The following is a 23,763-nucleotide window of genomic DNA, read 5'->3' on the forward strand; positions in this document are numbered from 1 at the left end:
TCAGGCGTATACGCCGGCGTCGACCGCGTCGACATAGTCAAGCACTTCGTCCGCGCGGCCGTTGCGCACGAGCTGCATGGCTGTCTGGCCCGAGAAGCCGGGGAGCGGCTCTGATCTATACCAGGCATAGGCCATCAGGCTCGAACCAAAACGCGGCTCGACCTTGTTGATCACTTCGACCATCTCGCGGAGCCGACGCTGGGTCTTGTCAGACCGCACGCGGTCCTTGCGCTGGACTGCGTCCTTGCCGAGCCCCGCTGTGCGCGCGACTTCCTCGCTCGTGGTCCGGAAGGCGTCTGCAATCTTGCGGGGCGCGAAAAAGCCGTCGTCCGCATACTGTACCAAGCCCATTCCAGGCCTCCATGAGACGCTCATATTGACGGAATATAGCGTCAAAGATGGCGGCATTCAAGGCGATGGCTGGGGCGGAAATAGTGCCGTCGCGATGGAGGGACGACGTGTCCCTCGCATCGGGACAGGACGAACATCGTTGGCAATGTTGCCGACACGGGTCTGCAACCGATGGCGCATGTCTAGAGAATTGTCGATGCCGACAATCTGCGCATCGAAGCAATCAACGCCACGAACGTCAATCGTAGTCCCGATGCCCGTACTGAGTTCTGACTTTTCTTGGCGCGGCTGTTGTCGCAGCCGCGCCAAGGTGTTTCTGTCCGTCAGTCGAAGCGGTCGGCGTTCATCACCTTGTTCCATGCCGCGATGAAATCGTTGACAAATTTCGCCTTGGCATCGGCGCTGCCATAGACTTCGGCAAGTGCGCGCAACTGAGAGTGGGAACCGAAGATCAGATCTGCGCGGGTGGCGGTCCACCTGACGTCGTGGGTGGTCCTGTCACGTCCTTCGAAGACGTCCTTTGCCTCCGCAACAGCCTTCCATTCTGTGGCCATGTCGAGCAGGTTGACGAAGAAGTCGTTGGTCAGGGTTTCCGGCCGTGCGGTGAGAACGCCATGCGCGTGTTCTCCCGCATTGACGCCCAGCACGCGAAGGCCGCCGACGAGGACCGTCAACTCGGGGGCAGTCAGGGTCAACAATTGTGCCCGGTCCACCAGGGCCTCTTCCTGCGACAGACGCTGCCTGCCACGAGAATAGTTGCGGAAGCCATCGACGGCAGGCTCAAGTGGGGCGAAAGAGTCGACGTCGGTCTGCTCCTGCGAGGCGTCCATGCGACCGGGCGCAAAGGGAACCTTCACGTCCTGGCCGGCGTCCTTGGCGGCCTTCTCGATGGCTGCGGCACCACCCAGAACAATCAGGTCGGCAAGCGAGACTTTCTTGTTGCCGGATTGCGAAGCGTTGAATTCGCGCTGGATGGCTTCAAGCTTTTCGAGGACGGAAGCCAGTTGTGCAGGCTGGTTGACCTCCCAGTCCTTTTGCGGGGCAAGACGAATGCGTGCGCCATTCGCGCCGCCACGCTTGTCGGAGCCACGGAACGTCGAGGCCGAAGCCCAGGCCGTCGAGACCAGTCGCGCCACCGAAGGCACCGCGCCCAGGATTTCGGCTTTCAAGGCGGCGATATCCTGATCGTCGACCAAGACATGGTCGACCGCGGGGATCGGGTCCTGCCACAAAAGCTCTTCCTTGGGCACGAGCGGACCAAGGTAACGTGCGATCGGGCCCATGTCGCGATGGGTGAGCTTGTACCAGGCGCGGGCAAAAGCGTCGGCAAACTGGTCAGGGTTCTCGAAGAAGCGGCGAGAAACCTTCTCATATTCAGGATCAAACCGCAGCGCGAGATCGGTGGTGAGCATGGTCGGCGCATGACGCTTCGACGGATCGTGGGCGTCGGGCACGGTTTTGGCGCCCATGCCGTGCTTGGGCGTCCATTGATGGGCGCCGGCCGGGCTTTTGGTAAGCTCCCATTCGTATCCGAAGAGGTTCCAGAGGAAGTTGTTGCTCCATTTGGTCGGCGTCGTGGTCCAGGTGACTTCCAGGCCGCTGCCGATGGTGTCGCCGCCCTTGCCGGTGCCGAAGCTGTTCTTCCAGCCGAGGCCCTGAAGCTCGATATCGGCGGCTTCGGGTTCCGGACCAACCTGGGCGGCGTCGCCGGCGCCATGGGTCTTGCCGAAGGTATGTCCGCCGGCGATGAGAGCCACGGTTTCCTCGTCGTTCATCGCCATGCGCGCGAAAGTCTCGCGGATGTCGCGAGCTGCCGCGAGCGGATCGGGATTGCCGTTCGGTCCTTCCGGATTGACGTAGATCAGGCCCATTTGGACGGCTGCGAGAGGGTTGGCTAGATCTCGATCGTCGCTATAGCGCTCGTCGGCCAGCCATTTGCCTTCGGAGCCCCAGTAGATGTCCTGTTCAGGTTCCCAGACGTCGGCTCGGCCGCCGGCGAAGCCGAACGTCTTGAAGCCCATCGATTCCAGCGCGACGTTGCCGGTGAGGATCATCAGGTCGGCCCAGGAGATCTTGCGACCGTATTTCTGCTTGATTGGCCACAGCAGCCGGCGTGCCTTGTCGAGGTTGACGTTGTCTGGCCAGCTGTTGAGCGGCGCGAAGCGCTGCTGCCCGGCCCCCGCACCGCCACGGCCGTCGCCGATGCGATAGGTGCCTGCAGCGTGCCAGGCCATGCGGATGAACAGCGGGCCGTAGTGGCCGAAGTCGGCCGGCCACCAGTCCTGCGAGTCGGTCATCAGGGCATGAAGGTCCTGGATAACGGCATTCAGGTCGAGGCTTTCGAATTCCTTGGCATAGTCGAACGCCTCGCCCATCGGATCGGACAGGACCGACTGCTGGTGGAGAACCGAGAGGTCCAGCTGGTTCGGCCACCAGTCGCGATTGGTCCTGCCTGCTGTCGAGTGCGCGACCGGGCACTTGCCTTCGGTCTTTTCCGGTTGTGTATCCATTTCTTGTCTCCAAACGTTGTGATGTGGTCGCGGCCTATCGGCCAGCCTCTCGATCGGCTGCAATGCGCATCGCTGCTCGTCCGTCGTGAACGAATTCGATTGTTCGACACCGGCGCGCCGGCGCTCGTTGCCTCGTCGCTATTGTCATCTCTCGCGCCTCCCTCGCGGATTGAGATCAGAACGAACCTAGGTGACAAAGTGAATACTGTATACGATCACCTTGGAATAATTCCAGTTTAGGATGTGGATTCGATAAAGCCAAATTGTCTTTTCTGAATATTCTGATAGGCTTTGGTTATGATCAGGATGACAGTCAGGCAGATGCAGTATTTTGCAGCGCTCGCTGAAACGCTGCATTTCGGCCGTGCGGCCGAGTTTGCCGGAGTGAGCCAGCCGGCACTTTCGGCACAGATAGCGGAGATGGAGGAACGGCTAGGCTGCACGTTGTTCGAACGCGGCGGCAAAACGGTGCGCATGACCGAGGACGCGCTCATGCTGCAGCCCCGCATCGAGGCGGTTCTCGCAGAGCTCCGCGACATCGAGACCATGGCTCGCCGCGGGCGGATAGCGATGGAGGGACGCTTCCGGCTCGGCATCATCCCCACGGTAGCGCCATATCTTTTGCCGCATGTGCTGCCGGTGCTGAAGGAGAAGTATCCAGCATTGCAGCTCGAACTGCGCGAGGCCGTCACCGGCTCTTTGGTCGAGGAAACAATGGCCGGCCGCATCGACGCCTTCGTCGCGGCGCTGCCGCTCGACTTCCCCGGCCTTACGACGGAAGAGCTGTTCGCCGATCAGTTCTTCCTGGCGGTGCCCGCCAACGATCCAGATTTCGCCTCGCCGCCCGTTCCGCCGGAAAGCCCGGCGCTGGAACGGCTGATGCTTCTGGAGGAGGGGCACTGCCTGCGCGAGCAGGCCCTTGCCATTTGCGGTTCGGTCAAGCCGGTGGCGATGGCGAATTACGGCGCGACCAGTCTTATCACCCTTTTGCAGATGGTAGCTCATGGCCTGGGCGTGACGCTGATCCCGGAAATGGCGGCTGGCCCCGCACGCGATCAGCGCGACCTGAAGATCGTGCCATTCGCCGAGCCGGTTCCCCTGCGCCGCATATGCCTTGCCTGGCGGCGCAACAGCCCCCGGCACAACGAATGCATGGAGCTGTCGCAGATCATACGGCGACTGCAGCCGCTGTTGAGGCATTGAACGGCGAAGCTCCGACGCGCAGCGGTTTGAAACGATGTTGGAAATTGTCGTTCCGCGTGTGGATGCGCTCAGACCCTCCAGAACCTTTCTTAAGAATTTCGAGGGCGATGCCTCGCAGGTTCATCGTTGCTTAACTGTGTCCCGCAATCTCGGTGGACGCGGCTTAATCAAGCCATGGGGGGACAATACCGACGTATTCCGAGTCACAGGTTGCGGGGGTTGTTCCGATGGATGAAAGACAGAAAACCAGGTCTGAGCGGTGGGCACCTTTGCAGTGCCTGGCGCATGTTGCACTGTTGTTTGCGCCTGTCGCTATCGGGCTTGGCGTCCTTGTGGTGCTTTCGGTCGACAGCCATCCGGATGTGGATCGCGTCATGACTGGTACCATCAGGCAACCGTAGGGCAGCCGCACCCTTCGATGCCTACTTGGATCAGGCCGAAAAGACGCCGTCGAAGTCCTTGAAACCCTTGATCTCGATCGGGTTGCCCGAGGGGTCGAAGAAAAACATCGTGCGCTGCTCGCCTGGCTCGTCCTTGAAGCGGACCACCGGCGGAATGTCGAACTTGATGCCGGCGCTTGCCAGGCGGTCGGCCAGGGCAAGCCAGTCGTCGAGGCGCAGCACGGCACCGAAATGCGGCATCATCACAAGATGCTCGCCGACCTTGCCCGTGCGGGTGATTTCGAAGGGCTTGCCGAGATGCAACGAAAGCTGGTGCCCGAAGAAGTCGAAGTCCACCCAGGTATCGGTCGAGCGGCCTTCCTCGCAGCCAAGAACATCGCCGTAGAAGCGGCGCGCCTGATCGAGATCGGTGACGTGGATAGCGAGGTGGAACAGCGATTTCATGGTGGTCCTTCCAGGTTGCGGCCGGACCTATAAGGGGTTCACCAGGCGAATTCAATTTCTGCGGCAAGAGAGAGGCAAGCCTGACCTATCAGGCTTGCATCAACTCGATCACGGCGCGCACCGCGGTCGGGCAACCTAGCTAGCCTGGCGATGACGGCGGCGGCGACCTTTGACACGAACGAAAGGTCAGTCCCGCCCCGAGGCGTCTTTCGGCACGCCCGGCGTGCCTTCGGTGCGGTCGCGGTAAAGCGCCGCGCGGGCAAGCAGCATCAGCGTGACGGGAGTCGTCACCACCACGAAGATCGTGATCAGGATCTCGTGCAGGACCGGCCGCGACTGCAGCACGGTGAAGCAGACGATCGAGGCGATCAGGATCGCGCCCGCGCCCCAGGTCGTTCCCAGCGTCGGGGCATGGACGCGGGCATAAAAGCTTTCGAAGCGAACAAGGCCGATCGCGCCGAGCAGTGTCAGCCCCGATCCGAGCACCAGGAAGAAGGCGACAAGCAGGGCCGCCCAGACCGGAAGGTCGGTAACATGGCTCATTCGATCACCTCGCCGCGCATCAGGAACTTCGCCAGCGCCACCGTCGAGACGAAGCCCAGGAGCGCGATCACCAGCGCAGTCTCAAAATAGGTGGTCGAGCCGCTGCGGATGCCGAACACCAGCAGCAACAGCATCGCCGCCACATAAAGCGCGTCGAGCCCGAGCACCCGGTCCTGGGCGCGGGGACCGCGCACCAGCCGCCACACCGCACAGGCCATCGCTGCGACGAGCATCATCTGCGAAAGCGTGATCGCCAGGATGAGAATGACGCCGCTCATTCGAATATCTCCATCAGCAAGCGCTCGTAGCGGTTCTTGATCGTGTCGATCCATTCCTGCTCGTCGACCAGATCGAGGACATGGATCAAGACGTTGCCGTTGGTCGAGTTGTATTCGAGCCAGGCGGTGCCCGGCGTGCTGGTGACAATGCAGGCGAGCACGGCGAGGCCGGTGCGGTCGCGCAGGTCGAGCGGAATGCTGACGAAGCCGGAATTTTGCCGCCGCCGCCGCCCCTGCAGGATGATGCTGGCGACCGCGATATTGGAGCGGCAGATGTCGACGAACACCAGCCACACCAACTGGGGGATCTTGTCCCATCGCCTGATCCGCGGCTTGGTTGGCTGCAGCGCCGCCATCGCCTGCGACGCCACCAGCGCGATGATGCTGCCAAGGACCAAGTGGGCGAGCGAGAATTGGTTGAGCAGCAGCCACATGACCAGCAACGAGGCGGTCAGAAGCGGGTAGGGCAACAAGCGCGTCATTTGGCCTCCGACGTCTTGGGGCCGGGTAGGCTCGGCGCTGACAGCACGTCGGCGATATAGTTCCGCGGGCTGTGCAGCGACCGGGCGGTCGCGTCCATGTAGGTCATCACCCTGCCGCCCTGGATGGTCAGGCCGATGCACAGCACGAGCAGGAACGCAACCGGCGCGAACTCCATGACCAGCACGCGCGGCACGGTGCCTTCGATCGGCGCCCAGAATGTGCGGATGCCGGCGCGCGTCATGGCGATCATCGCGGCGAGACCCGACAGTATCAGCAAGGTCACGAAGCCCCAGGCGGTGATTGAGATCGAGCCGTCGCTGGCACCCAATCCCTGCGGGTTGAGCAGGGCCGTCAGCATGGCGAACTTCGCGACGAAGCCGGATAGCGGCGGCATGCCGGCCAGCAGCACGGCGCAGGCGGTGAAGCAGATGCCGAGGATGACGAGCGTTGCTGGAATGGCGACGCCGACCTCTTCTTCGACCTCTTCCTCATCCATGTCGTCGCCATAGACTTCCATGGTGACGGCCAGCACGTCGGCAGCGGGGTCCTGGGCGCGTTCGACCAGTTCGATGAGCAGGAAGAACGCCGATATCGTCAGCGTCGAGCTGACCAGGTAAAACAGCGCGCCCGCGGTGACCGAGACATTGGCCATGCCGATCGCCGCAAGCAGCGTACCCGAGGACACCAGAACATACGAGCCGGCAAGCCGCCCCATGGCCTGCGAGGCGAGAACCCCGATCGCGCCGAAGGTGATCGTGGCCATGCCGCCATAAAGCAGCCAGGGCTCTCCGAAACCCGCGGAGGCGCCGGCGTCGGCGCCAAACAGCAGCAGCGACAGGCGCAGCAGGATGTAGATGCCGACCTTGCTGAGCATGGCGAAGATCGCCGCCACGGGCGCCGCCGCGGCGCTGTAGGTAGTGGGCAGCCAGAAACCGAGCGGCCACATGCCGGCCTTGATCAGGAACGCGATGCCGAGAATGGCCGCGCCCGCCTCCAGCAGCATGCGGTTGTCGGCGTCGACCAAGGGAATCCGCAGCGCGAGGTCGGCCATGTTGAGCGTGCCGGTGACGCCGTAGATCAGGCTGACGCCGACCAGGAACAGCGATGCGCCGGCGAGATTGATGACCACATAGTGCAGGCCCGCCTTGACCCGCTGCGCGCCCGATCCATGCAGGGCCAGACCATAGGAGGCGGCAAGGAATACTTCGAAGAAGACGAACAGGTTGAACAGGTCGCCGGTCAGGAAAGCGCCGTTGAGCCCCATCAGCAGGAACTGGAACAAGGTGTGGAAATGCGGCCCGCTCTTGTGCCAGCGCGCCAGCGAGAAGGTCAGCGCCGCAATCGCCAGCACCGACGTCAGCAGCAGCATCAGCGCCGACAGGCGGTCCAGCACGAGCACGATGCCGAACGGGGCGGCCCAGTTGCCGAGCAGGTAGACCTGGGTTGCCGCGTCCTGATCCGGCGCGGCGTCGGCATAGGTCATGAGCGCGATCGCGATGGCGAGCAGGGCCAGTGTCGAAAACAGGCTGACCAGCGCCTTGAAGGAACGGCGGCGCTCGTCGAACAGCAAAAGAAACGCGCCCGTGACCAGTGGCAGCAGGATCGGCGCGATCAGGAGGTGGTTCGCCCAAGCCATCAGTTGGGCTCCCGGCCGTCGACATGGTCGCTGCCGGTCAGGCCGCGCGAGACCAGCAGCAGGACCAGGAACAGCGCCGTGGTGGCAAAGCCGATGACGATGGCGGTCAGCACCAGCGCCTGTGGTATGGGATCGGTGTAGTCGGCGGGATCGATCGTCGCGGATGCCAGCACCGGTGCGGCATTGCTCTGCAGCCTGCCCATCGAGAAGATGAACAGGTTGACGCCATAGGCGATCAGCGAAAGGCCGACGATAACCTGATAGGTGCGCGGCCGCAGCAACAGCCAGACGCCCGAGCCGACGAACACGCCGATGCCGATGGCGAGGATCAGTTCCATCAGGCTTTCTCCTCGACGGCGGCTGAGGCGGTGCGGACGCGGTGGCGGCGGATCGACTGGTGGGCGAGCGCGATCAGCATCAGTACGGTCGCACCGACGACCAGCGAGAAGACGCCGAGATCGAAGAACAGCGCGCTGGCCAGCGGAACCTCGCCGATCAGCGGCAGGTCGACATAGCGCGAATGCGACGTCAGGAACGGATAGCCGAACAGCCACGACCCGGCGCCGGTGATCGCGGCCATGAGCAGGCCGGCGCCGATCCACCTGACCGGCAGGACCTTGAGCCGGTCCTCGACCCATCTGGTGCCCGCCGCCATGTATTGCAGGATGAAGGCTGCGGCCATGGCGATGCCGGCGGCAAATCCGCCGCCCGGCAGGTCGTGTCCGCGCAGGAACAGATAGGCGGCGAACACAATGATGACCGGGAACAGCCATTGCATGATGACAGCGGGGATCATCAGCCAGTCGCTGGCCGTGTCCCCCGCCTCACGGTCCGGCTGGGCTTCGTCGAAGGCCGTCTGGTTGCGTTGTTGTTCCGGCGAGTCGACGCTGTCGGAAGCCGGCCGGAAGCGGCGCAGCAAGGCAAACACGGTCAGCGCCACGATGGCGAGCACGGTGATCTCGCCGAAGGTGTCGAAGCCGCGGAAATCGACCAGGATGACATTGACGACATTGCGCCCGCCGCCCTCGCTGTAGGCCTTCTCCAGGAAGTAGTCGGCGATCGTCGCCGGCGGCGTCCGGGTCATCACCGCATAGGCGATGGCGGTCATGCCAAACCCGACGGCGACCGCGAGCGCCAGGTCGCGAACACGGCGCAAGCGCGCGCCCCTGCTTGCCGCGGCCAGTGCATCGGCGTCCTCGACGCGCTTGGGCAACCAACGCAGGCCCAGCAGGATAAGAACCGTAGTGACGATCTCGACCAGCAGCTGGGTGACCGCAAGGTCGGGCGCGGACAGCCAGACAAAGGTGATGCAGGTGACGAGCCCGGCCCCGGAAAGCAGGATGAGGGCCGCCAGGCGGTGGAACTTGGCCTGGTAGGCCGCGCCGATGGCACACAGCATGCCCAGAACCCAGACCCCGGCGAAGGCCGGGTCGGCGCCGAGGAATGTGAAGCGGCCCGGTTCGAATCCGAGGCTGTACAGCGGCCAGGACGCCGCGGCGAAGGCGACGAAGACGAGCAGCCTGAGCTGCGGCTGCAGCCGGCGCGGGCCAAGGCGGAATTCGACGAAGCGCGCCCAGCGCCACGACACGGTGACCATTGCGCGCTCGAAAATGCGCTGGCCTTTCAGGCGGCGGAAGATCGGCGGACCTTCCTCGCAATTGGCGAGATAGTTCTTCAGGCACAGGTACAGGATGACACCGGCGACAAGCGCGACGGTGCTCATCAGCAAAGGCACGTTGAACCCGTGCCAGACTGAAAGGCTGTATTGCGGCGTTTCCGCGCCGAGCACGGAGCTTACCGCAGTGTGCAGGAACGGTCCGATGGTGATGCCGGGGATCGTTCCCACCAGAATGCAGGCCAGCACCAGAAGCATGATCGGGAACCGCATCAGGAACGGAGGCTCGTGCGGCACGCGCGGCAGGTCGGTCGGCGCGGGTCCGAAGAATACGCCGTGGATGAAACGGATCGAATAGGTTACCGCAAAAGCACTCGCCAGCACGGCGACATAGGGTGCTGCGGTGTCGAGGACCGAGATCGCATGCGTCTCGATCGCCTCGGCGAAGAACATTTCCTTGGACAGGAAGCCGTTGAGCAGCGGCACGCCCGCCATCGCCGCGCTGGCAACCATGGCCAGCGTCGCGGTGATCGGCATGAACTTGAACAGCCCGCTCAGCCGGCGGATGTCACGCGTGCCCGTCTCATGGTCGATGATGCCCGCCGCCATGAACAGCGACGCCTTGAACGTCGCGTGATTGACCATGTGGAAGATCGCCGCCACGGCGCCGAGCGGGCTGCCCAGGCTAAGCAGCAGCGTGATCAGGCCGAGATGGCTGATCGTCGAGTAGGCGAGCAGGCCCTTGATGTCCTGCTGGAAGATCGCGAAATAGGCGCCAAGCGCGAGCGACATCATCCCGCAGAAGCCGAGAATCCAGAACCATTCGGTCGAGCCGGCCAACACCGGCCACAGCCGCGCCATCAGGAAAACGCCGGCTTTCACCATGGTTGCGGAATGCAGGTAGGCCGACACCGGAGTGGGTGCGGCCATCGCATTGGGCAGCCAGAAATGGAACGGGAACTGCGCGCTCTTGGTCAGCGTGCCGAGCAGGATCAACAGCAGAGCCGGAAGATAGAGATCGTGCGAGCGGATCAGCTCGCCCGAGGCAAGCACCCGGTCGAGATCGTAGCTGCCGGCGATGTGGCCGAGCAGCAACACGCCGGCGAGCAGGCCAAGTCCGCCGATGCCGGTGATGGTCAGGGCCATGCGCGCGCCGTCGCGCGCATTGGCATTATGGTGCCAATAGCCGATCAGCAGGAAGGAGAAGACGCTGGTCAGCTCCCAGAACACGACGAGCAGGATCAGGTTGCCGGAGAGCACGATGCCGAGCATCGCGCCCATGAAGGCCAGGAAGAACGAGAAGAAGCGGGGAACCGGATCGTCCGGCGACATGTAGTAGCGGGCGTACAGCACCACCAGGAAGCCGATGCCGCTGATCATCATCGCAAACAGCCAGGCGAATCCGTCCATCCGCAGCGACAGGTTGAGCCCGAGCGAGGGCACCCATTCGATGGTGTTGCGGATCGCGCCGCCGGCAGCGACCGCGGGATAGCTCGCCGACGCCATGACCAGCACGGCGAGCGTAACGAAGCCGGCGAGCCAGGCTTCGGCGTTGCGCGCATTTGAAGGCAAGACAGCAGCTATGGCGCTGCCGACGAAGGGCAGGACGATCATCCAAATCAGCGATGTTCCGTCCATCATCCTTAGCGGCAACTCATGTCTTGGGTGGAGGCAACCATTGCCTGATCTCGCCCATTATGGTTGACTCCCATGCGATCCGGCAAGGCTTCATTCCATGAACTTACATCCTGAGCAATGCAGAGCCGCTCGCGGCATGCTCAACTGGACGCAGCAGGAGCTGGCTTCCCTTGCCGGAGTGTCGCGGAGCACGATCAAGGATTTCGAGTGTCATCGCCATGCCCTGCATCGTGCGACAGAGACTTTGTTGATCGAGGCCCTGACCCGCGGTGGCGTGATCCTGCTTGCCGCCGAAGGCGAGGGACCCGGGGTCCGGATGCGGCAACCGGCCTGCTGACCGACAAGGGACCCCGATCCCTGGCCGCGGCGAGATGGGTAGATTCGGCGGCAGCGGCAGGGGCCAGCCAAGCATCTTCGAACGACCAGCAGCGCTCCGATCGGCGCGAACTGCCGGCTGTCGGCATCTCTGCGGCTTCCAAACGGCGCGGGGGACGGCCGTTCAGCGATCTCCCGTCGTCTCTCGTTTTGACAGGTGTCAACGCACCCGGAAACGTCGATTCGAGATTGAGCACAATTATTGTCGATTATTATGTTGAAGAATTGTCGGCAATTTGGTTGGATCGCTTCCGTTGAAGAGGGAGAGCGGTTGGCGGCGTATCCGCCTGGGCCGCAATGGGAGGAATGAAATGGCAATGTTCCGAACGGCCTGCCGTGTTGCGGCAGCCGCTATGCTTCTTGGCTCATCGGTTGTTGCAGCCGAAGCGGCGACCACGCTGGAGACGGTCAAGGCGCGCGGCAAACTGATCTGCGGCGTGTCGATGGGCACGACCGGCTTCGCCCTGGCCGACGCGCAGGGCAAGTTCGCCGGCTTCGACGTCGATGTCTGCCGCGCGGTTTCGGCAGCGGTTTTCGGCGACCCGAACAAGGTCGACTTCGTGATGACCAACATCAACACGCGTTTCCAGGTCCTGCAGTCGGGCGAGATCGACATCCTGTCGCGCCAGACGACCATGACCTACTCGCGCGAAGCCTCGCTGGGCATCGATTTCGGACCTGCGGTGTTCTACGATGGCCAGGGCCTGATGGTCGCCAAGAGCCTCGGCATCACCACCGCCAAGGACCTTGACGGCGCCGCCGTCTGCACGCTGCCGGGCACCACGACCGCGCAGAACCTGGCCGACTTCTTCCGTGCCACCGGCAAGAAGTTCGAGCTGGTGGTGTTTGAGAACCCCGACGAAAACAACAACGCCTTCTTCTCTGGCCGCTGCGATGCCGTGTCGTCGGACCGCTCGGACCTGGCGTCCATTCGCGCCGCCTCCAAGAGCCCCGACGACTACGTGATCCTGCCGGAGACCATCTCCAAGGAGCCGCTGGCGCCGGCTGTTCGCCAGAACGATTCCAACTGGCGCGACATCGTCTCGTGGACGGCCTGGATGCTGATGGCCGCCGAGGAGAAGGGCATCACCCAGGCCAATGTCGACGAGCAACTCAAGAGCGAGGATCCCGAGATCCTGCGCATGCTCGGCGCCACCGACGATCTCGGCCCGATGCTCGGCCTGGACAAGGCGTGGGGCTACAACGTCGTCAAGCACGTCGGAAACTATGCCGAGGTCTTTGACCGCAACCTTGGCGAAAAGACCGCGCTCGGCCTGAGCCGGGGGCCGAACACCTTGTGGAACAATGGCGGCCTGCTCTATCCGCCGCCCTTCAGGTGAGATCTTGAGGCACAGCGGCGCATGTCCCGTGATGTGCGCCGCGCTTTCTGGAACAGGTCCCCGCGAGGATGTCAGGCGTGTCGCCCATAGTTCTGCTACGTGACCGGCGCGCCCGCGAACTGGCGTATCAGGTGATTTGCGTCGCGGCCGTCGCGCTCTGCGTCTGGTATCTGTTGCGCAACGCGCTCGGCAACCTGGCCCAGCAGGACATTGCCACCGGCTTTGCCTATCTCGGCCGCGAGGCCGGCTTCATCATCAGCGAAACGCCGATCGCCTATGAGCCGAGCGACAGCTATGCGCGAGCGGTGCTCGTCGGCCTGCTTAACACCGTGAAGGTGTCGCTGCTGGCGATCGTGCTGGGAACGATCATCGGCACCCTGGTCGGCATAGCCAGGCTGTCCCGCAATCCGCTGCTGTCGCGGCTGATGCTGTTCTACGTCGAGGCGCTGCGCAACGTGCCGCTGCTGCTCTACCTGTTCCTTTGGTATGCGGCGATCATCTTCACCCTGCCGCCGGTCAAGCAGGCAATCACGCTGCTGCCCGGCGTCTATGTCTCGAACAGCGGCCTGGTCGTGCCTGCCGTCGTCTGGAACTCCGGTTTCTGGGCGCTTGCGGTCGCCGCCGGCATTGGGCTCGCTGCCGCGTTCGCCTGGCAGGCCGCGGCAAAGCGCAAGCGTATCGCGACAGGCAAGGCCAGGCCGGTCTGGCCGGTGGCGCTCGGCTGGTTCATTGCGCCCGTCGTTGTAGCGGCGCTGCTGTTCGACGTCAGCGCCCAGCTCGACTGGCCCGAACTCGGCCGCTTCCGTCTGACAGGCGGCGCGCACCTCAAGCCGGAGTTTGTCGCGCTCTTGCTCGGGCTCACCCTTGGCGCCTCGGCATCGGTGGCCGAGATCGTCCGCAGCGGCATCCTGGCCATCGGCAGGGGCCAGCGCGAGGCCGCCCAGGCGCTGGGGCTGCCGGAAGGCTTGACCATGCGGCTGGTGATCCTGCCGCAGGCCTTGCGGGTCATCGTGCCGCCGCTGACCAACATCTATGTGACGACGTTCAAGAACAGCTCGCTGGCCATCGCCATCGGCTATCCGGACCTGGTGATGGTCTCCAACAACATCATGAACCAGACCGGGCAGGCAATCGAGCCGATCGCGCTGTTCATGCTGGTCTACCTGTTCCTGTCGCTGACGACGTCGCTGCTGATGAACTGGTACAACGCGCAAGTCGCGCTGAAGGGGCGCTAGCCATGAGCGACCGCACCGCAACGCTGGCCGACCAGGGCTTGATGCGTCCGCCGAGGCAGCGCAATTCCCTGGCGAAGACCTATTTCGGTACGCCGGGCAACACGGTGGTCACGCTTGTCTGCCTTGCCGTGCTGGGCTTTGCCGCCAAGGTGGCGGTGAGCTGGCTGCTGCTTGACGCGGTGTTCGAGGGCACGCCCGAGGATTGCAAGGCAAGCTCGGGAGCCTGCTGGCCATACCTCGCCGCCAAGATGCGCTACATGCTGTTCGGCATCTATCCCTTCGACGAACAGTGGCGGCCGCTGCTGGCGACGCTGCTGTTCATTGCGGCCATGGCGATCTCGGGCATTCCGCGGCTATGGGGCAGGTCGTTGCTTGTCGCCTGGGTAGCGCTGCTGCCGGTGCTGTTCTGGCTGATGGCCGGCGGTGCGTTCGGGCTCAGCGCGGTGCCGACATCGCAATGGGGCGGCCTGCCGCTGTCGTTCATGCTGACGTTCGTCGGTCTCGTCTGCGCTTTGCCGCTCGGCATCCTCCTGGCGCTCGCGCGCCTGTCGAACCTTCCGGCGATCCGCGTTCTCGCCATCACCTTCATCGAACTGGTGCGGGGCGTGCCGCTGATCAGCATCCTGTTCATGGCCTCGGTCATGCTGCCGCTGTTCATGCCCGAAGGCATGACCATCGACAAATTGCTGCGCGCCCAGGTCGCGATCATCCTGTTTGCGGCGGCCTATATCGCCGAGATCGTGCGGGCGGGGCTGCAGGCCCTGCCGCGCGGCCAGACGGAAGCAGCCCAGGCCCTGGGCTTGCACTATTGGCAATACACGGTGCTGGTGACCGTGCCGCAGGCGCTGAAGATGGTCATTCCGCCGCTGGTTTCGCTGTTCATCGGCTTTTTCCAGGACACCACGCTGGTCACCATCGTCGGCCTGCTGGATTTCCTCAACACCGTGCGCACCGCATTGCGCGATCCCAACTGGCAAGGCATCGCCGTACTTGAGGGGTACGTCTTCGCGGCAGTAGTCTACTTCGTGTTCAGTGCGCTGATGGGCGCTTACAGCCGCTTCCTCGAGAAACGCTTCAGAGTGGGTCATGACTGAAATCACCGTCATTCGCGACGTCGAAATCATTGTTGCCTATGACCCCGATGGCGACCGGCAGGTCTACCGCCATGGCGGCGACGTCGCCTTCGACGAAACCGGCATCCTGTGTGTCGGCGGGCGTTTTGAAGGTCAAGCCGCGACGGAGATCTCGGGCAAGTCGCGCATGGTCATGCCCGGCCTGATCGACATCCATTGCCATTCGCACGACGAGCCGCTGGCCAAGGGCATTTTCGAAGACGTCGGCACGGCGGCTCTCTGGGGCCAGGCGATGTACGAATATTCCGGCGTCATCGACGGCGGCGAGGATGCGCGCGCCGCTTGCCTGACGGTGATGCTCGGCGACCTGATGCGCTCGGGAGCGACGACCGTGCTCGATATCGCCGGCGCCCATGAAATTTGGCTAGATGTCGCGGCGCAAAGCGGGGTGCGCGGCTATCTTGCACCCGGCTTCCGCCAGGCTGACTGGGTGGTGCACGACAGTCATCGGCTCGATTTCGAATGGAACGACAAGGCCGGCCGCGACGCTTTTGCCCGGGCGTTGGATTTCGCCGACCGGGCGAGGGCGCATCCAAGCGGGCGGCTGGATGGCGTCGTCGCGCCGTCGCAGGTCGAAACCTGCCGGCCAGACCTGCTGGCCGACGCCGCGCATGAGGCGCGCAAGCGCGGCATGACGATCACCATTCATGCGGCCCAGACCATGGCGGAGCATGAAGAGTTGCTGCGCCGTACGGGCCTGACAGCCGTTCAATATCTCGACCGGCTCGGTGTTTTGGGCGGCGACGTTATTCTGGGGCACTGCATCTTCGCCGACCATCACTCCTGGACAAGGCAGCGGACCGAGGACGACCTTGCGACGCTGGTCGCGCGGAACACGTCGGTCGCGCATTGTCCGGTGACCTTCGCCCGCAGCGGCATGGCGCTGGAGACGCTCGGCGCCTATCGCCGCGCTGGCGTCAACGTCGCCATCGGCACCGACAGCTACCCGTTCAACATGCTCGAGGAAATGCGGCAGGCGCTGATCTGCTCGCGGCTTGGCGCAAAGAGCGTCTTCGATATCGCGACGGGCGACATCTTCGATGCCGCGACACTTGCCGGAGCGCGCGCGCTTGGCCGCACCGACATCGGCAGGCTGAGCGTCGGCGCCAAGGCCGACCTGCTCGTCATCGACCTGACCGTACCGTCTATGAGGCCGGTCTACGACCCGCTGCGCAGCCTGTTGCATTGCGCCGCCGAGCGCGCGGTCGAGCGCGTCTATGTCGACGGGCGCTTGACAGTCGATCACGGCAAGCCGACGCAGCTCGACTGTGACGCGGCGGTCCGCGAAGTGCAGTCGCTGCAGCAATGGGCCTGCGCGCGTGCGGGGCTGCACGATCCGAAAGGGCGCGGCATCGCCGAACTGGCGCCGATGTCGCTGCCCGTGTTCGGCAGTTAGGCGCTCGCTCAGGCGCCTTCGGCCAGGAGCGGATAGCTCGGCGAAAAGAGCTCGGACACCGGCCGGTGCTGCCAGCTTCTGTCAGGGTATTTGGCGACCAGGCCATCGAACTGGCGTTGCGCGCGTTCACGTGCCGCGCGCATGTCGAGGTTGGCGACCTCGCCATCGAGCATCGACAGCCGCCCGTCGACAAACACCGCCTGCGTGACCTTGCCCGAACCGCCCAGGACCAGGGTGGTGATGGGGTCGATTGTCGGCGTCATGCAGGGGTCGTCGAGACGGAACACCGCGATGTCGGCATTCGTGCCGGACGCCAGGCGGCCGATATCCGTCCGGCCCAGTGCTTTTGCGCCGCCCAGCGTGGCCGCGTCGAACAGCTCGGCGCTCGACACGGCATCGGAGGCCTTCTCGCTGACGCGGCAGCCGACCAGGCCCATCAGGAGATTCATCAGCATGTCGGGCGGAGCCGTATCGGTCGCCATGCCGATGTTGATGCCGAGCTTGCGGCATGCCGCGAACGAATTCAGCGTGCCGCCCATGCGCGCCGACACCAGCGGCGAGTGGGCGATCGACACGCGGTGTTCGGCGTAGAGCTGGAGGTCGCGCTCGGAGGCATGTGTGGCGTGCGGCGCGATCAGGCGTTCATTGAACAGGCCGTTGTCGGCCAGCCACTGCGGCCCGGACACGCCGTGCAGCGCGTGCATGGTCTCGAGCTCGAGCTTGCCCTGGGCCAGATGCATGCGCACCCGGCAGTCGAGGTCGCGTGCCGCATCCATCGTCCGTCGCAACAGCTCAAGCGTGCAGGTCTCGACCCGGTCGGGCGCCAGCATACCGTTGACCAGGCCGCCATGGCGACCGTGCTGCCGTTCGATGAACGAGACAGCGTCGGCGAGGCCCGCAAGGCCCTTCTGTTCGTCGAACATCGGCACCATCTTGCCAGGCGCTTCCAGCACCATGCCGCCCGAACGATAGGCCGGGCTGAGGAAGACGCGGAGGCCGAGGTCGCCGGCGGCATCGGCCGCGGCGTCGAATTCGGCGACGGTCTCGCCCCATTCGCGGTAGTAGAGCGAGGCAATCGGCGCGGCCGTCGTGATGCCGTTGAGCAGCAGCAGGCCGAAGGCGAAGCGTTTCTGGAAAGCCAGTTCCTCCGGCGTGTACATCTCGTAGGGCCCGCGCTCGACATAGGAGCGCGGCCAGATCCTGCCCTTGGCCCAGCCCGGCTGGTTGTCGGTCACCAGGCCGTAGGTGTCGATGTCGGAGAGAGCGTCGAGGTCGATCAGGCCGGGACTGATCAGGGCGCTGCCGAAATCGATGCGGCGGGCGACGACGCCATCGAAGCGCCGTCCGGCAAAGATGACCTTGCCATCCTCCATGACAAGTTCGCCGCGCGGCACCAGCCTGTGGCCGTCGTCGTGATAGGCGAGCAGCCAGTCAGCGGTCATCAGGGTGCGGCCCGCGGGCCGCTGGCCAAGGGTCAGGTCGGTCGGGCGTGTCATGGCAACTCATTCCGTCATGCGTGGAATCTCGACCGCGCCCGGTCCGTGATGGCGAGGTCAAAAAAGAAAAGGCGTTTCACCCGGAGATGAAACGCCCAGTAGCTTGGGAGTCAGCCGGCCGCGCTTATTTGCCGGCCATCTGGGTGTGCCAGTGGCGAGGCTTGTTGTCGGCGCGGAAGTCGACGTTCTTCACCTTGCCGAGCATGGCCCAGGCGATCGGCTGCTGGTGCAGCGGGACGAGCAGGACTTCATCCTTGGCAAGCTTCAGCGCCGCTTCTTCAAGCTGCAGGCGCTTGGCGTTGTCCGGCTCATGCACGGCCTGCTCGACCAGCTTGTCGAGTTCCGGGTAGGACCAGCCGCCATAGTTCGAAACGCCGACCTTGCCGGTCTTGGTCGACAGCACTTGCGCGAGCAGCGAGTAGGCGTCGAGCGTCGGCTCGTTGGCCCAGCTCAGGTTGAACATGTCGGCCTTGCCGTTGGTGCGCTTGGGGGTCTGCACGGCGCGCGGCGCGATGTCGATGTTCGGCTGGAAGCCTGCCCGCTTCAGCATGTTGGCGATGCCGACGCAGAAGTCTTCTTCGTTGATGCTCTCGTCGTTCATGCAGGTGTAGGTAAACGGCAGGTCCTTGTGGCCGGCATCGGCCAGCAACTGCGCCGCACGCTTGGGGTCAGCCGGGCTGTAGGTGTCGAGCGCCTTGGAATATCCGGCGATTTCCGGAGCGATCACCGAGCCGGACGGGCGAGCAAGCCCGCGCATCACCTTGGCGTTGATGAGGTCGCGGTCGATGGCGGCCTCGACGGCCTGGCGAACGCGCACGTCGTTGAACGGATTGGGGCGTCCGTCCTCGAGCTTTTCCTTGCGGTTGAAGGCGACGAATACGGTGCGCAGTTCGGTACGCTTGTTGACCGTGATGTCGGGAGAGGATTCAAGCCGCGGCAGATCCTGGATCGGCGCGGAATCGATGAGGTCGACTTCGCCTGAAAGCAAGGCGGCCACGCGCGTTGCCGGTGACGAAATCGGCAGATACTCGATGCGGTCGAGATTGTGCTTCTTCTCGTCCCACCACCCGTCATTGACGACGAGCACGGTCTTGCTGTCCGGCTGCCGGCTCTCGAGCTTGAACGGGCCGGTGCCGTTGGTGTTGTGGGTGGCGTAGCCTTCGACCTTGGATGCAAAGTCGGTCGGCTTTTCCGTGTTGTTGTCCTTCAGCCACTTGGCGTTGAACATGAAGATGTTGGTCATGTCGTTGAGGAAGAGCGACGTTGGCGCCGACACTTCGACATCGACCGTGTAGTCGTCCACCTTCTTGCTGCTGACATAGAGCGGGATATTGCCGCGCAGCGGCGAGGTCGGGTCGGTGACGCGCGTCAGCGAAGCAATCACGTCGTCGGCAGTGAAGTCGCTGCCGTCATGAAACTTGACGCCCTTGCGCAGGGTGAAGCGCCAGTACTTGTTGTCGACGAGTTTCCACTCGGTGGCCAGCGCCGGCTCGATGGCGAAATTGGCATCGTAGCGGACGAGCCCTTCATAGATGTGATTGAGGAAGGCCAGGTTCGACGTCGACGGAACCGAGTCCGGATCGAGCGAGTAGATGTCGGCTCGGCTGCCCCAGCGCAGCGTCTCTGCACTGACCGGACCGGCCATGGCGACTGCCGCCATTGCACCGAGGATGAGTTTCTTCAAGCGAGCCATTGTTACCTCCCGGGGATCGCACTTCCTGCCTGCAGCATCGTAACGAATGACAGGATTGTCAACAATATTGTTGACGTAAATTGCCGACATCGGTAGCAAAATGGTCGAATGCTGTGTGCGGTCCAGTTGCTGCCCGCCAGCCGGTCGGAGGCCGCGTTTGTGTAGCGCGCCGGCATTATGGGAGGGAACCGCTTGAACGGCCTGCTACTGCTCCACGCCACCATCGTCACCGTAGACCCCGACAGGCGCATCATCGAGGATGGTGCAATCGCCATTTCCGGGGACAGGATTGTCGACATTGGTGCCAGCGCCGACCTCAAGGCGAGGCATCAAGACAAGAAGGTCATGGATTGCCGCGGCAAGCTCATCATTCCGGGCCTGATCGACGCGCACGGACATGCCGGCCACGTGCTGATCCGCAGCATCGCCGCCGACACCAATTCGATGTGGATGCGGATCGTAACGCCGGCCTACCATCACTATACGACCCGCGATTACTGGTACGCGGATGGACTGGTGTCGGGGCTCGAACGGCTCCGTGCCGGCGTCACCACGGGCGTCAGCATCATCTCGTCGATGCCCAGAAGCGACGATCCGGTTTTCGCCAGCAACCATGCCAGGGCCTATGGCGAGATCGGCCTCCGGGAGATCATTTGCGTCGGCCCGGCCGGGCTGCCATGGCCGCACAGCGTGACCCGCTGGGAAACCGGAAGCCCGGTGCGCCGGCAGGTTTCGTTCGAGGAGATGATCGAGGGCGCGGAAGCGACGATCCAGGAACTGGACGGCAGCGCCGACGGGCGCATCAAAGTGTTCATCACGCCGTTTACCATCGTGCCGTCGCTCGACCCGTCGAACATGTCGACGCCCGATCAGGCGGTGAAGCTGACCGACAACGACCGCATGCAGGCGCGGCGGGTGCGCGAGACGGCGCGCAAGTGGGGTGTGCGCATCCACTCCGACGCTTTCGCCGGCCAGATCCGCATGGCGTTCCAGGACAAGGAAAATGCCCTTCTTGGCCCGGACGTGCACCTGCAGCATTGCTGGGGCATCTCGCACCAGGAGATCGACATCCTGGCCGAAACTGGCACCTTCGTGACGCATGCGCCTCCCGGACGTTCCACGCCTATCCTCAACATGATCGCAAGGGGTGTTCCGGTAGCCATCACCACCGACGGCGTTTCTCCCAGCCGTCACTTCGACATGTTCCAGACAGCCCGGCTGGCCCAGTACACCCAGCACCTGCTGGCAAACCACGACCGCTATCTGCTGCCGCCAGGCAAGCTTTTCGAGATGATCACCATCGAGGCGGCCCGGGCGCTCGGCATGGCCCACGAGATCGGGTCGCTGGAAGTCGGCAAGAAGGCCGACATCGCCATCATCAACATGCGCCAGCCGCATTTGACGCCGAACTGGATGGTGATCCATCGCCTAGCACATCAGGTTCTCGGCAGCGACGTCGAGACCGTCATCGTCGATGGCAAGATCCTGATGGAGGGTGGCAAGGTGCTGACGGCCGACGTCGATCAGGCGCTCGATTTCGGCGAGCGCGAAGCCCGTGCGCTGGTCGAACGCGCGGGCCTTCAGGCGCATATGCACAGCCCCGGCTGGGGCCAGCTCAGCCGGACGTTCGACGAGCCGGTGGTGCCGCCAGCGCCTCCGGAAGTCTGAGTATCGGACAAAAAGCCCGCCCAGGGGACACCTTGGGTGGGCTTTTCATGTTCGGTGTTCCCGGAGAGTCGGAAGCGGCCGGCCCATCCTGCGATGAGCCGATGCTGTCAGCCGTTCACGGCCAGGCGCTGCGGTGCAGCGCTGCAGGCAGCGCCGGCATCCTTCTGGCGCGGATAGTTGTAGGCGTTGACCTTGGAGGTCGAATAGCCCGCGCCGACCAGCGCCTCGGCGATCTTCAGCGCGGCAGTCACGCCGTCGATGACAGGAACCCCCGTCGCCTTGGCGAGGCGCTCGCACAGGCTCGACATGCCGGCGCAGCCGAGGATGATCGTTTCCGCGCGATCTTCGATCTTGGAGCGCTCGATCACCTCGATCAGCAAGCGTTCGGCGGTTTCAGGGTCTTCTTCCAGACCCAATACCGGCAGGTCGATGGCATGCACGGCGCGGCAATGATGTCCCGCGCCGTAGGCCTGGACGATGTCCTCGATGATCGGCACCGAGCGTGGCAGCGTGGTGACGACAGAAAAGCGGCGGCTGATCGTCATTGCAACCTGGACGGCCGCCTGGCAGATGCCGATCACCGGCCCCTTGGCCATCTCGCGCGCGGCATGCAGGCCGGGGTCATCGAAGCAGGCGATGACATAGGCGTCGACGCCCAGTTCCTCGCCGATGCGGATTTCCGACAGCATGTCCGGGACAGCGACCGCCTCGTCGACGCTGCCTTCGATGCTGACCGGCGACCTTGTCGGGTTGACCGCGGTCACATGCGTTCCGGCGCTGGCGACACGTTGCGCGCTTTCCAGAACCTGACTGGTCATGGAAGCCGTTGAATTTGGGTTGATCAGGCGAATGTGCACGTTTTCTAATCCCTATTCGCCACTCTCGTCGGCCTTCAGCACGTCTGCGATCGCGGGCGCCTTGAGCACGAATTGGCGGTCGGATGTGATGTAGTTGTCGGCATGCAGCCGGGCGATCGGCTGATAGACCTCGGGGTTCACATAGCGCCCGGCCTCGTCCAGGCAATCGCGGCGCACATGCATGTGGACGACCTCGCCGAGCACCAGCACGCGGCGCGGGAACTCGATCAGCCGTTCGACCCGGCACTCGAAGGAACATGGTGCGCTCGTGATGCAGTCGACATCGATCTGCGCGCCCTTGGCGGTCGGCAGTCCGGCCACCTCGAGCTCGTCGACTTCGCTGTCGAAGCCAAGGCCGCAGACGAGCATCTGCTGCGACAGCGCCATGTCGACCATGGCCACCGCGAACTCACCGGTTCGCCTGATGTTGGCGACGGTGTCCTTCTCCTCACCCGACAGGCGCGGCTGGATGCCAAGCACCACGATGGGCGGTTCGTGCGAGAAGACGTTGAAGAAACTCATCGGTGCGGCGTTGCTGCGCCCGCTCGGCGAGCGCGTGGTGACGAGCGCGATCGGCCGCGGACCAATGAAGTTGGTCAGCAGCCGATAGCGGCTGTCCATCTCCAGCTTTGTAAAATCGAACTCCATTCGTCCTCTCAGTCCTGCATCATTGGTACACAATCTGATAAATAATTGTCAGCAATGAGCGATTCAGCTAATCTCTGTACATGTTGACTTTTTATTATGCATGGCGAATGTCGGCCTTGGTGGGGGCATAGTTTTCATGACCGAGCAAGCAAGCGTTTCGACCCAGCAGATCGTCGAAAAAGTATGGCTCTCGATTGCCGAGCGCCGGCTGCGTCCTGGCGTTCAGCTGAAAGAGGGCCAGCTGGCCGCCATTTTCGACGTCAGTCGCGCCCGCATCCGCCAGGCCCTGACGGCGCTGGAGCGCGAGGGGCTCGTCACCATCATTCCCAACCGTGGCGCGTTCGTCTGCCAGCCCTCCGTCGAGGAGGCCAAGGACGTGTTCGCTGTGCGCCGGTCGGTAGAGGCCTGCGTTGTCGAGCGGATCGGGACCACCATCTCGAAGGCCGACATTGCACGCCTGCGCAACCACGTCGCCCAGGAGCGGATCGCCAGTGCCAAGGATGTTACCACCGACATCATCAAGCTGTCCGGCGGATTCCACCTGCTGCTGGCCGAGATTTCCGGCTCGGATTTCCTGTTCGGCATGATGCGCGACCTGATCTCGCGCACGTCGCTGATCACCGCCGTCTACCGCAACACGGCCCGCTTCAATTGCGGACCGGACGAACACGACGAAATCGTCGAGGCGATTGCCAAGGGCAATTTCGCCAAGGCGGGGGCGGTCATGGAACATCATCTCGAGCATGTGGAAGCCGAGCTCGATTTGAGGGAAGTGCGCGACATCTCCCACGACTTGCGGGCCGCCTTGGCATAGTCCGGC

21 protein-coding genes are annotated in these 23,763 nt (G+C 63.7%); 8 read left to right on the forward strand and 13 right to left on the reverse strand.

Features of this window, described 5'->3' with window-relative positions:
• Both PCJ21_RS19045 and katG read right to left on the reverse strand, forming a co-directional pair.
• A complete protein-coding gene (locus tag PCJ21_RS19045) occupies positions 1-351 on the reverse strand; it encodes an MbcA/ParS/Xre antitoxin family protein (RefSeq protein WP_269933013.1) in 351 nt (116 codons plus the stop codon).
• A gap of 323 nt (positions 352-674) precedes the next feature.
• Positions 675-2,861 carry a catalase/peroxidase HPI gene (katG, locus tag PCJ21_RS19050; RefSeq protein WP_269933014.1) on the reverse strand — a complete coding sequence of 729 codons (2,187 nt, stop codon included), beginning with the start codon at positions 2,859-2,861 and terminating at the stop codon, positions 675-677.
• A gap of 297 nt (positions 2,862-3,158) precedes the next feature.
• Here katG and PCJ21_RS19055 point away from each other — a divergent pair, with 297 nt between their 5' ends.
• Positions 3,159-4,064 carry a hydrogen peroxide-inducible genes activator gene (locus PCJ21_RS19055; protein WP_269933015.1) on the forward strand — a complete coding sequence of 302 codons (906 nt, stop codon included), beginning with the start codon at positions 3,159-3,161 and terminating at the stop codon, positions 4,062-4,064.
• Positions 4,065-4,495: 431 nt separating this feature from the next.
• Here the strand turns inward: PCJ21_RS19055 and PCJ21_RS19060 are convergent, their stop codons facing one another.
• The 7 genes from PCJ21_RS19060 to PCJ21_RS19090 form a co-directional block, all read right to left on the reverse strand.
• On the reverse strand, positions 4,496-4,909 hold the full coding sequence (locus tag PCJ21_RS19060) for a VOC family protein (RefSeq protein WP_269933016.1): 414 nt from the start codon (positions 4,907-4,909) through the stop codon (positions 4,496-4,498).
• Positions 4,910-5,095: 186 nt separating this feature from the next.
• The gene (mnhG, locus tag PCJ21_RS19065) at positions 5,096-5,452 is read right to left on the reverse strand and encodes a monovalent cation/H(+) antiporter subunit G (protein WP_269933017.1); all 357 of its coding nucleotides are present in this window, start codon (positions 5,450-5,452) and stop codon (positions 5,096-5,098) included.
• Positions 5,449-5,730 carry a K+/H+ antiporter subunit F gene (locus PCJ21_RS19070; protein WP_269933018.1) on the reverse strand — a complete coding sequence of 94 codons (282 nt, stop codon included), beginning with the start codon at positions 5,728-5,730 and terminating at the stop codon, positions 5,449-5,451. Before PCJ21_RS19070 ends, mnhG begins: the two co-directional genes overlap by 4 nt.
• Entirely contained in the window at positions 5,727-6,212 is a 486-nt protein-coding gene (locus tag PCJ21_RS19075) for a Na+/H+ antiporter subunit E (RefSeq protein WP_269933019.1), read from the reverse strand. Before PCJ21_RS19075 ends, PCJ21_RS19070 begins: the two co-directional genes overlap by 4 nt.
• Positions 6,209-7,849 carry a monovalent cation/H+ antiporter subunit D gene (locus PCJ21_RS19080; protein WP_269933020.1) on the reverse strand — a complete coding sequence of 547 codons (1,641 nt, stop codon included), beginning with the start codon at positions 7,847-7,849 and terminating at the stop codon, positions 6,209-6,211. The genes PCJ21_RS19075 and PCJ21_RS19080 overlap by 4 nt, the downstream gene beginning before the upstream one ends.
• Positions 7,849-8,187, reverse strand: a complete 339-nt coding sequence (locus tag PCJ21_RS19085) for a Na+/H+ antiporter subunit C (protein WP_269933021.1) — start codon at positions 8,185-8,187, stop codon at positions 7,849-7,851. Before PCJ21_RS19085 ends, PCJ21_RS19080 begins: the two co-directional genes overlap by 1 nt.
• Positions 8,187-11,102, reverse strand: coding sequence for a monovalent cation/H+ antiporter subunit A (locus PCJ21_RS19090; RefSeq protein WP_269933022.1), 2,916 nt, complete (start codon positions 11,100-11,102; stop codon positions 8,187-8,189). Before PCJ21_RS19090 ends, PCJ21_RS19085 begins: the two co-directional genes overlap by 1 nt.
• 97 nt (positions 11,103-11,199) lie before the next feature.
• Between PCJ21_RS19090 and PCJ21_RS19095 the strand changes: the two genes are divergently transcribed.
• From PCJ21_RS19095 to PCJ21_RS19115, 5 genes are all read left to right on the forward strand, one after another.
• Complete coding sequence (locus tag PCJ21_RS19095; protein WP_269933023.1) at positions 11,200-11,439, forward strand: helix-turn-helix domain-containing protein; 240 nt, start codon at positions 11,200-11,202, stop codon at positions 11,437-11,439.
• Positions 11,440-11,788: 349 nt separating this feature from the next.
• Positions 11,789-12,817 (forward strand): amino acid ABC transporter substrate-binding protein, encoded by a 1,029-nt coding sequence (locus PCJ21_RS19100; protein ID WP_442866044.1) that lies wholly within the window; start codon positions 11,789-11,791, stop codon positions 12,815-12,817.
• A 68-nt stretch (positions 12,818-12,885) separates the two neighbouring features.
• Positions 12,886-14,052 carry an amino acid ABC transporter permease gene (locus PCJ21_RS19105; protein ID WP_269933024.1) on the forward strand — a complete coding sequence of 389 codons (1,167 nt, stop codon included), beginning with the start codon at positions 12,886-12,888 and terminating at the stop codon, positions 14,050-14,052.
• Between the two features lie 2 nt (positions 14,053-14,054).
• Positions 14,055-15,146, forward strand: coding sequence for an amino acid ABC transporter permease (locus PCJ21_RS19110; RefSeq protein WP_269933025.1), 1,092 nt, complete (start codon positions 14,055-14,057; stop codon positions 15,144-15,146).
• The gene (locus PCJ21_RS19115) at positions 15,139-16,581 is read left to right on the forward strand and encodes an amidohydrolase family protein (protein WP_269933026.1); all 1,443 of its coding nucleotides are present in this window, start codon (positions 15,139-15,141) and stop codon (positions 16,579-16,581) included. The genes PCJ21_RS19110 and PCJ21_RS19115 overlap by 8 nt, the downstream gene beginning before the upstream one ends.
• A gap of 8 nt (positions 16,582-16,589) precedes the next feature.
• Here the strand turns inward: PCJ21_RS19115 and PCJ21_RS19120 are convergent, their stop codons facing one another.
• Complete coding sequence (locus PCJ21_RS19120; RefSeq protein ID WP_269933027.1) at positions 16,590-18,077, reverse strand: amidohydrolase family protein; 1,488 nt, start codon at positions 18,075-18,077, stop codon at positions 16,590-16,592.
• 124 nt (positions 18,078-18,201) lie between these two features.
• Positions 18,202-19,770 (reverse strand): ABC transporter substrate-binding protein, encoded by a 1,569-nt coding sequence (locus tag PCJ21_RS19125; RefSeq protein ID WP_269933028.1) that lies wholly within the window; start codon positions 19,768-19,770, stop codon positions 18,202-18,204.
• A 192-nt stretch (positions 19,771-19,962) separates the two neighbouring features.
• Here PCJ21_RS19125 and PCJ21_RS19130 point away from each other — a divergent pair, with 192 nt between their 5' ends.
• Complete coding sequence (locus PCJ21_RS19130; RefSeq protein WP_269933029.1) at positions 19,963-21,438, forward strand: amidohydrolase family protein; 1,476 nt, start codon at positions 19,963-19,965, stop codon at positions 21,436-21,438.
• A 107-nt stretch (positions 21,439-21,545) separates the two neighbouring features.
• On the opposite strand, the gene PCJ21_RS19135 is transcribed toward PCJ21_RS19130, so the two are convergent.
• Together PCJ21_RS19135 and PCJ21_RS19140 are read right to left on the reverse strand one after the other, a co-directional pair.
• Positions 21,546-22,295: an aspartate/glutamate racemase family protein gene (locus PCJ21_RS19135; protein ID WP_269933030.1), complete on the reverse strand. Its 750-nt coding sequence runs from the start codon at positions 22,293-22,295 to the stop codon at positions 21,546-21,548.
• 12 nt (positions 22,296-22,307) lie between these two features.
• Positions 22,308-22,943 (reverse strand): flavin reductase family protein, encoded by a 636-nt coding sequence (locus PCJ21_RS19140; RefSeq protein WP_269933031.1) that lies wholly within the window; start codon positions 22,941-22,943, stop codon positions 22,308-22,310.
• A gap of 136 nt (positions 22,944-23,079) precedes the next feature.
• On the opposite strand from PCJ21_RS19140, the gene PCJ21_RS19145 reads away from it, so the two are divergent.
• Complete coding sequence (locus PCJ21_RS19145; RefSeq protein ID WP_269933032.1) at positions 23,080-23,757, forward strand: GntR family transcriptional regulator; 678 nt, start codon at positions 23,080-23,082, stop codon at positions 23,755-23,757.
• The last annotated feature ends 6 nt before the right edge of the window (positions 23,758-23,763 follow it).

The organism is Aminobacter sp. HY435, assembly GCF_027568395.1.
GTDB lineage: Bacteria > Pseudomonadota > Alphaproteobacteria > Rhizobiales > Rhizobiaceae > Aminobacter.

Bases quoted from the DNA above. Each gene is read 5' to 3' on its own strand.
- PCJ21_RS19045 (WP_269933013.1), bottom strand. From the start codon at position 351: ATGGGCTTGGTACAGTATGCGGACGACGGCTTTTTCGCGCCCCGCAAG.
- katG (WP_269933014.1), bottom strand. From the start codon at position 2,861: ATGGATACACAACCGGAAAAGACCGAAGGCAAGTGCCCGGTCGCGCAC.
- PCJ21_RS19055 (WP_269933015.1), top strand. From the start codon at position 3,159: ATGATCAGGATGACAGTCAGGCAGATGCAGTATTTTGCAGCGCTCGCT.
- PCJ21_RS19060 (WP_269933016.1), bottom strand. From the start codon at position 4,909: ATGAAATCGCTGTTCCACCTCGCTATCCACGTCACCGATCTCGATCAG.
- mnhG (WP_269933017.1), bottom strand. From the start codon at position 5,452: ATGAGCCATGTTACCGACCTTCCGGTCTGGGCGGCCCTGCTTGTCGCC.
- PCJ21_RS19070 (WP_269933018.1), bottom strand. From the start codon at position 5,730: ATGAGCGGCGTCATTCTCATCCTGGCGATCACGCTTTCGCAGATGATG.
- PCJ21_RS19075 (WP_269933019.1), bottom strand. From the start codon at position 6,212: ATGACGCGCTTGTTGCCCTACCCGCTTCTGACCGCCTCGTTGCTGGTC.
- PCJ21_RS19080 (WP_269933020.1), bottom strand. From the start codon at position 7,849: ATGGCTTGGGCGAACCACCTCCTGATCGCGCCGATCCTGCTGCCACTG.
- PCJ21_RS19085 (WP_269933021.1), bottom strand. From the start codon at position 8,187: ATGGAACTGATCCTCGCCATCGGCATCGGCGTGTTCGTCGGCTCGGGC.
- PCJ21_RS19090 (WP_269933022.1), bottom strand. From the start codon at position 11,102: ATGGACGGAACATCGCTGATTTGGATGATCGTCCTGCCCTTCGTCGGC.
- PCJ21_RS19095 (WP_269933023.1), top strand. From the start codon at position 11,200: ATGAACTTACATCCTGAGCAATGCAGAGCCGCTCGCGGCATGCTCAAC.
- PCJ21_RS19100 (WP_442866044.1), top strand. From the start codon at position 11,789: ATGGCAATGTTCCGAACGGCCTGCCGTGTTGCGGCAGCCGCTATGCTT.
- PCJ21_RS19105 (WP_269933024.1), top strand. From the start codon at position 12,886: ATGTCAGGCGTGTCGCCCATAGTTCTGCTACGTGACCGGCGCGCCCGC.
- PCJ21_RS19110 (WP_269933025.1), top strand. From the start codon at position 14,055: ATGAGCGACCGCACCGCAACGCTGGCCGACCAGGGCTTGATGCGTCCG.
- PCJ21_RS19115 (WP_269933026.1), top strand. From the start codon at position 15,139: ATGACTGAAATCACCGTCATTCGCGACGTCGAAATCATTGTTGCCTAT.
- PCJ21_RS19120 (WP_269933027.1), bottom strand. From the start codon at position 18,077: ATGACACGCCCGACCGACCTGACCCTTGGCCAGCGGCCCGCGGGCCGC.
- PCJ21_RS19125 (WP_269933028.1), bottom strand. From the start codon at position 19,770: ATGGCTCGCTTGAAGAAACTCATCCTCGGTGCAATGGCGGCAGTCGCC.
- PCJ21_RS19140 (WP_269933031.1), bottom strand. From the start codon at position 22,943: ATGGAGTTCGATTTTACAAAGCTGGAGATGGACAGCCGCTATCGGCTG.
- PCJ21_RS19145 (WP_269933032.1), top strand. From the start codon at position 23,080: ATGACCGAGCAAGCAAGCGTTTCGACCCAGCAGATCGTCGAAAAAGTA.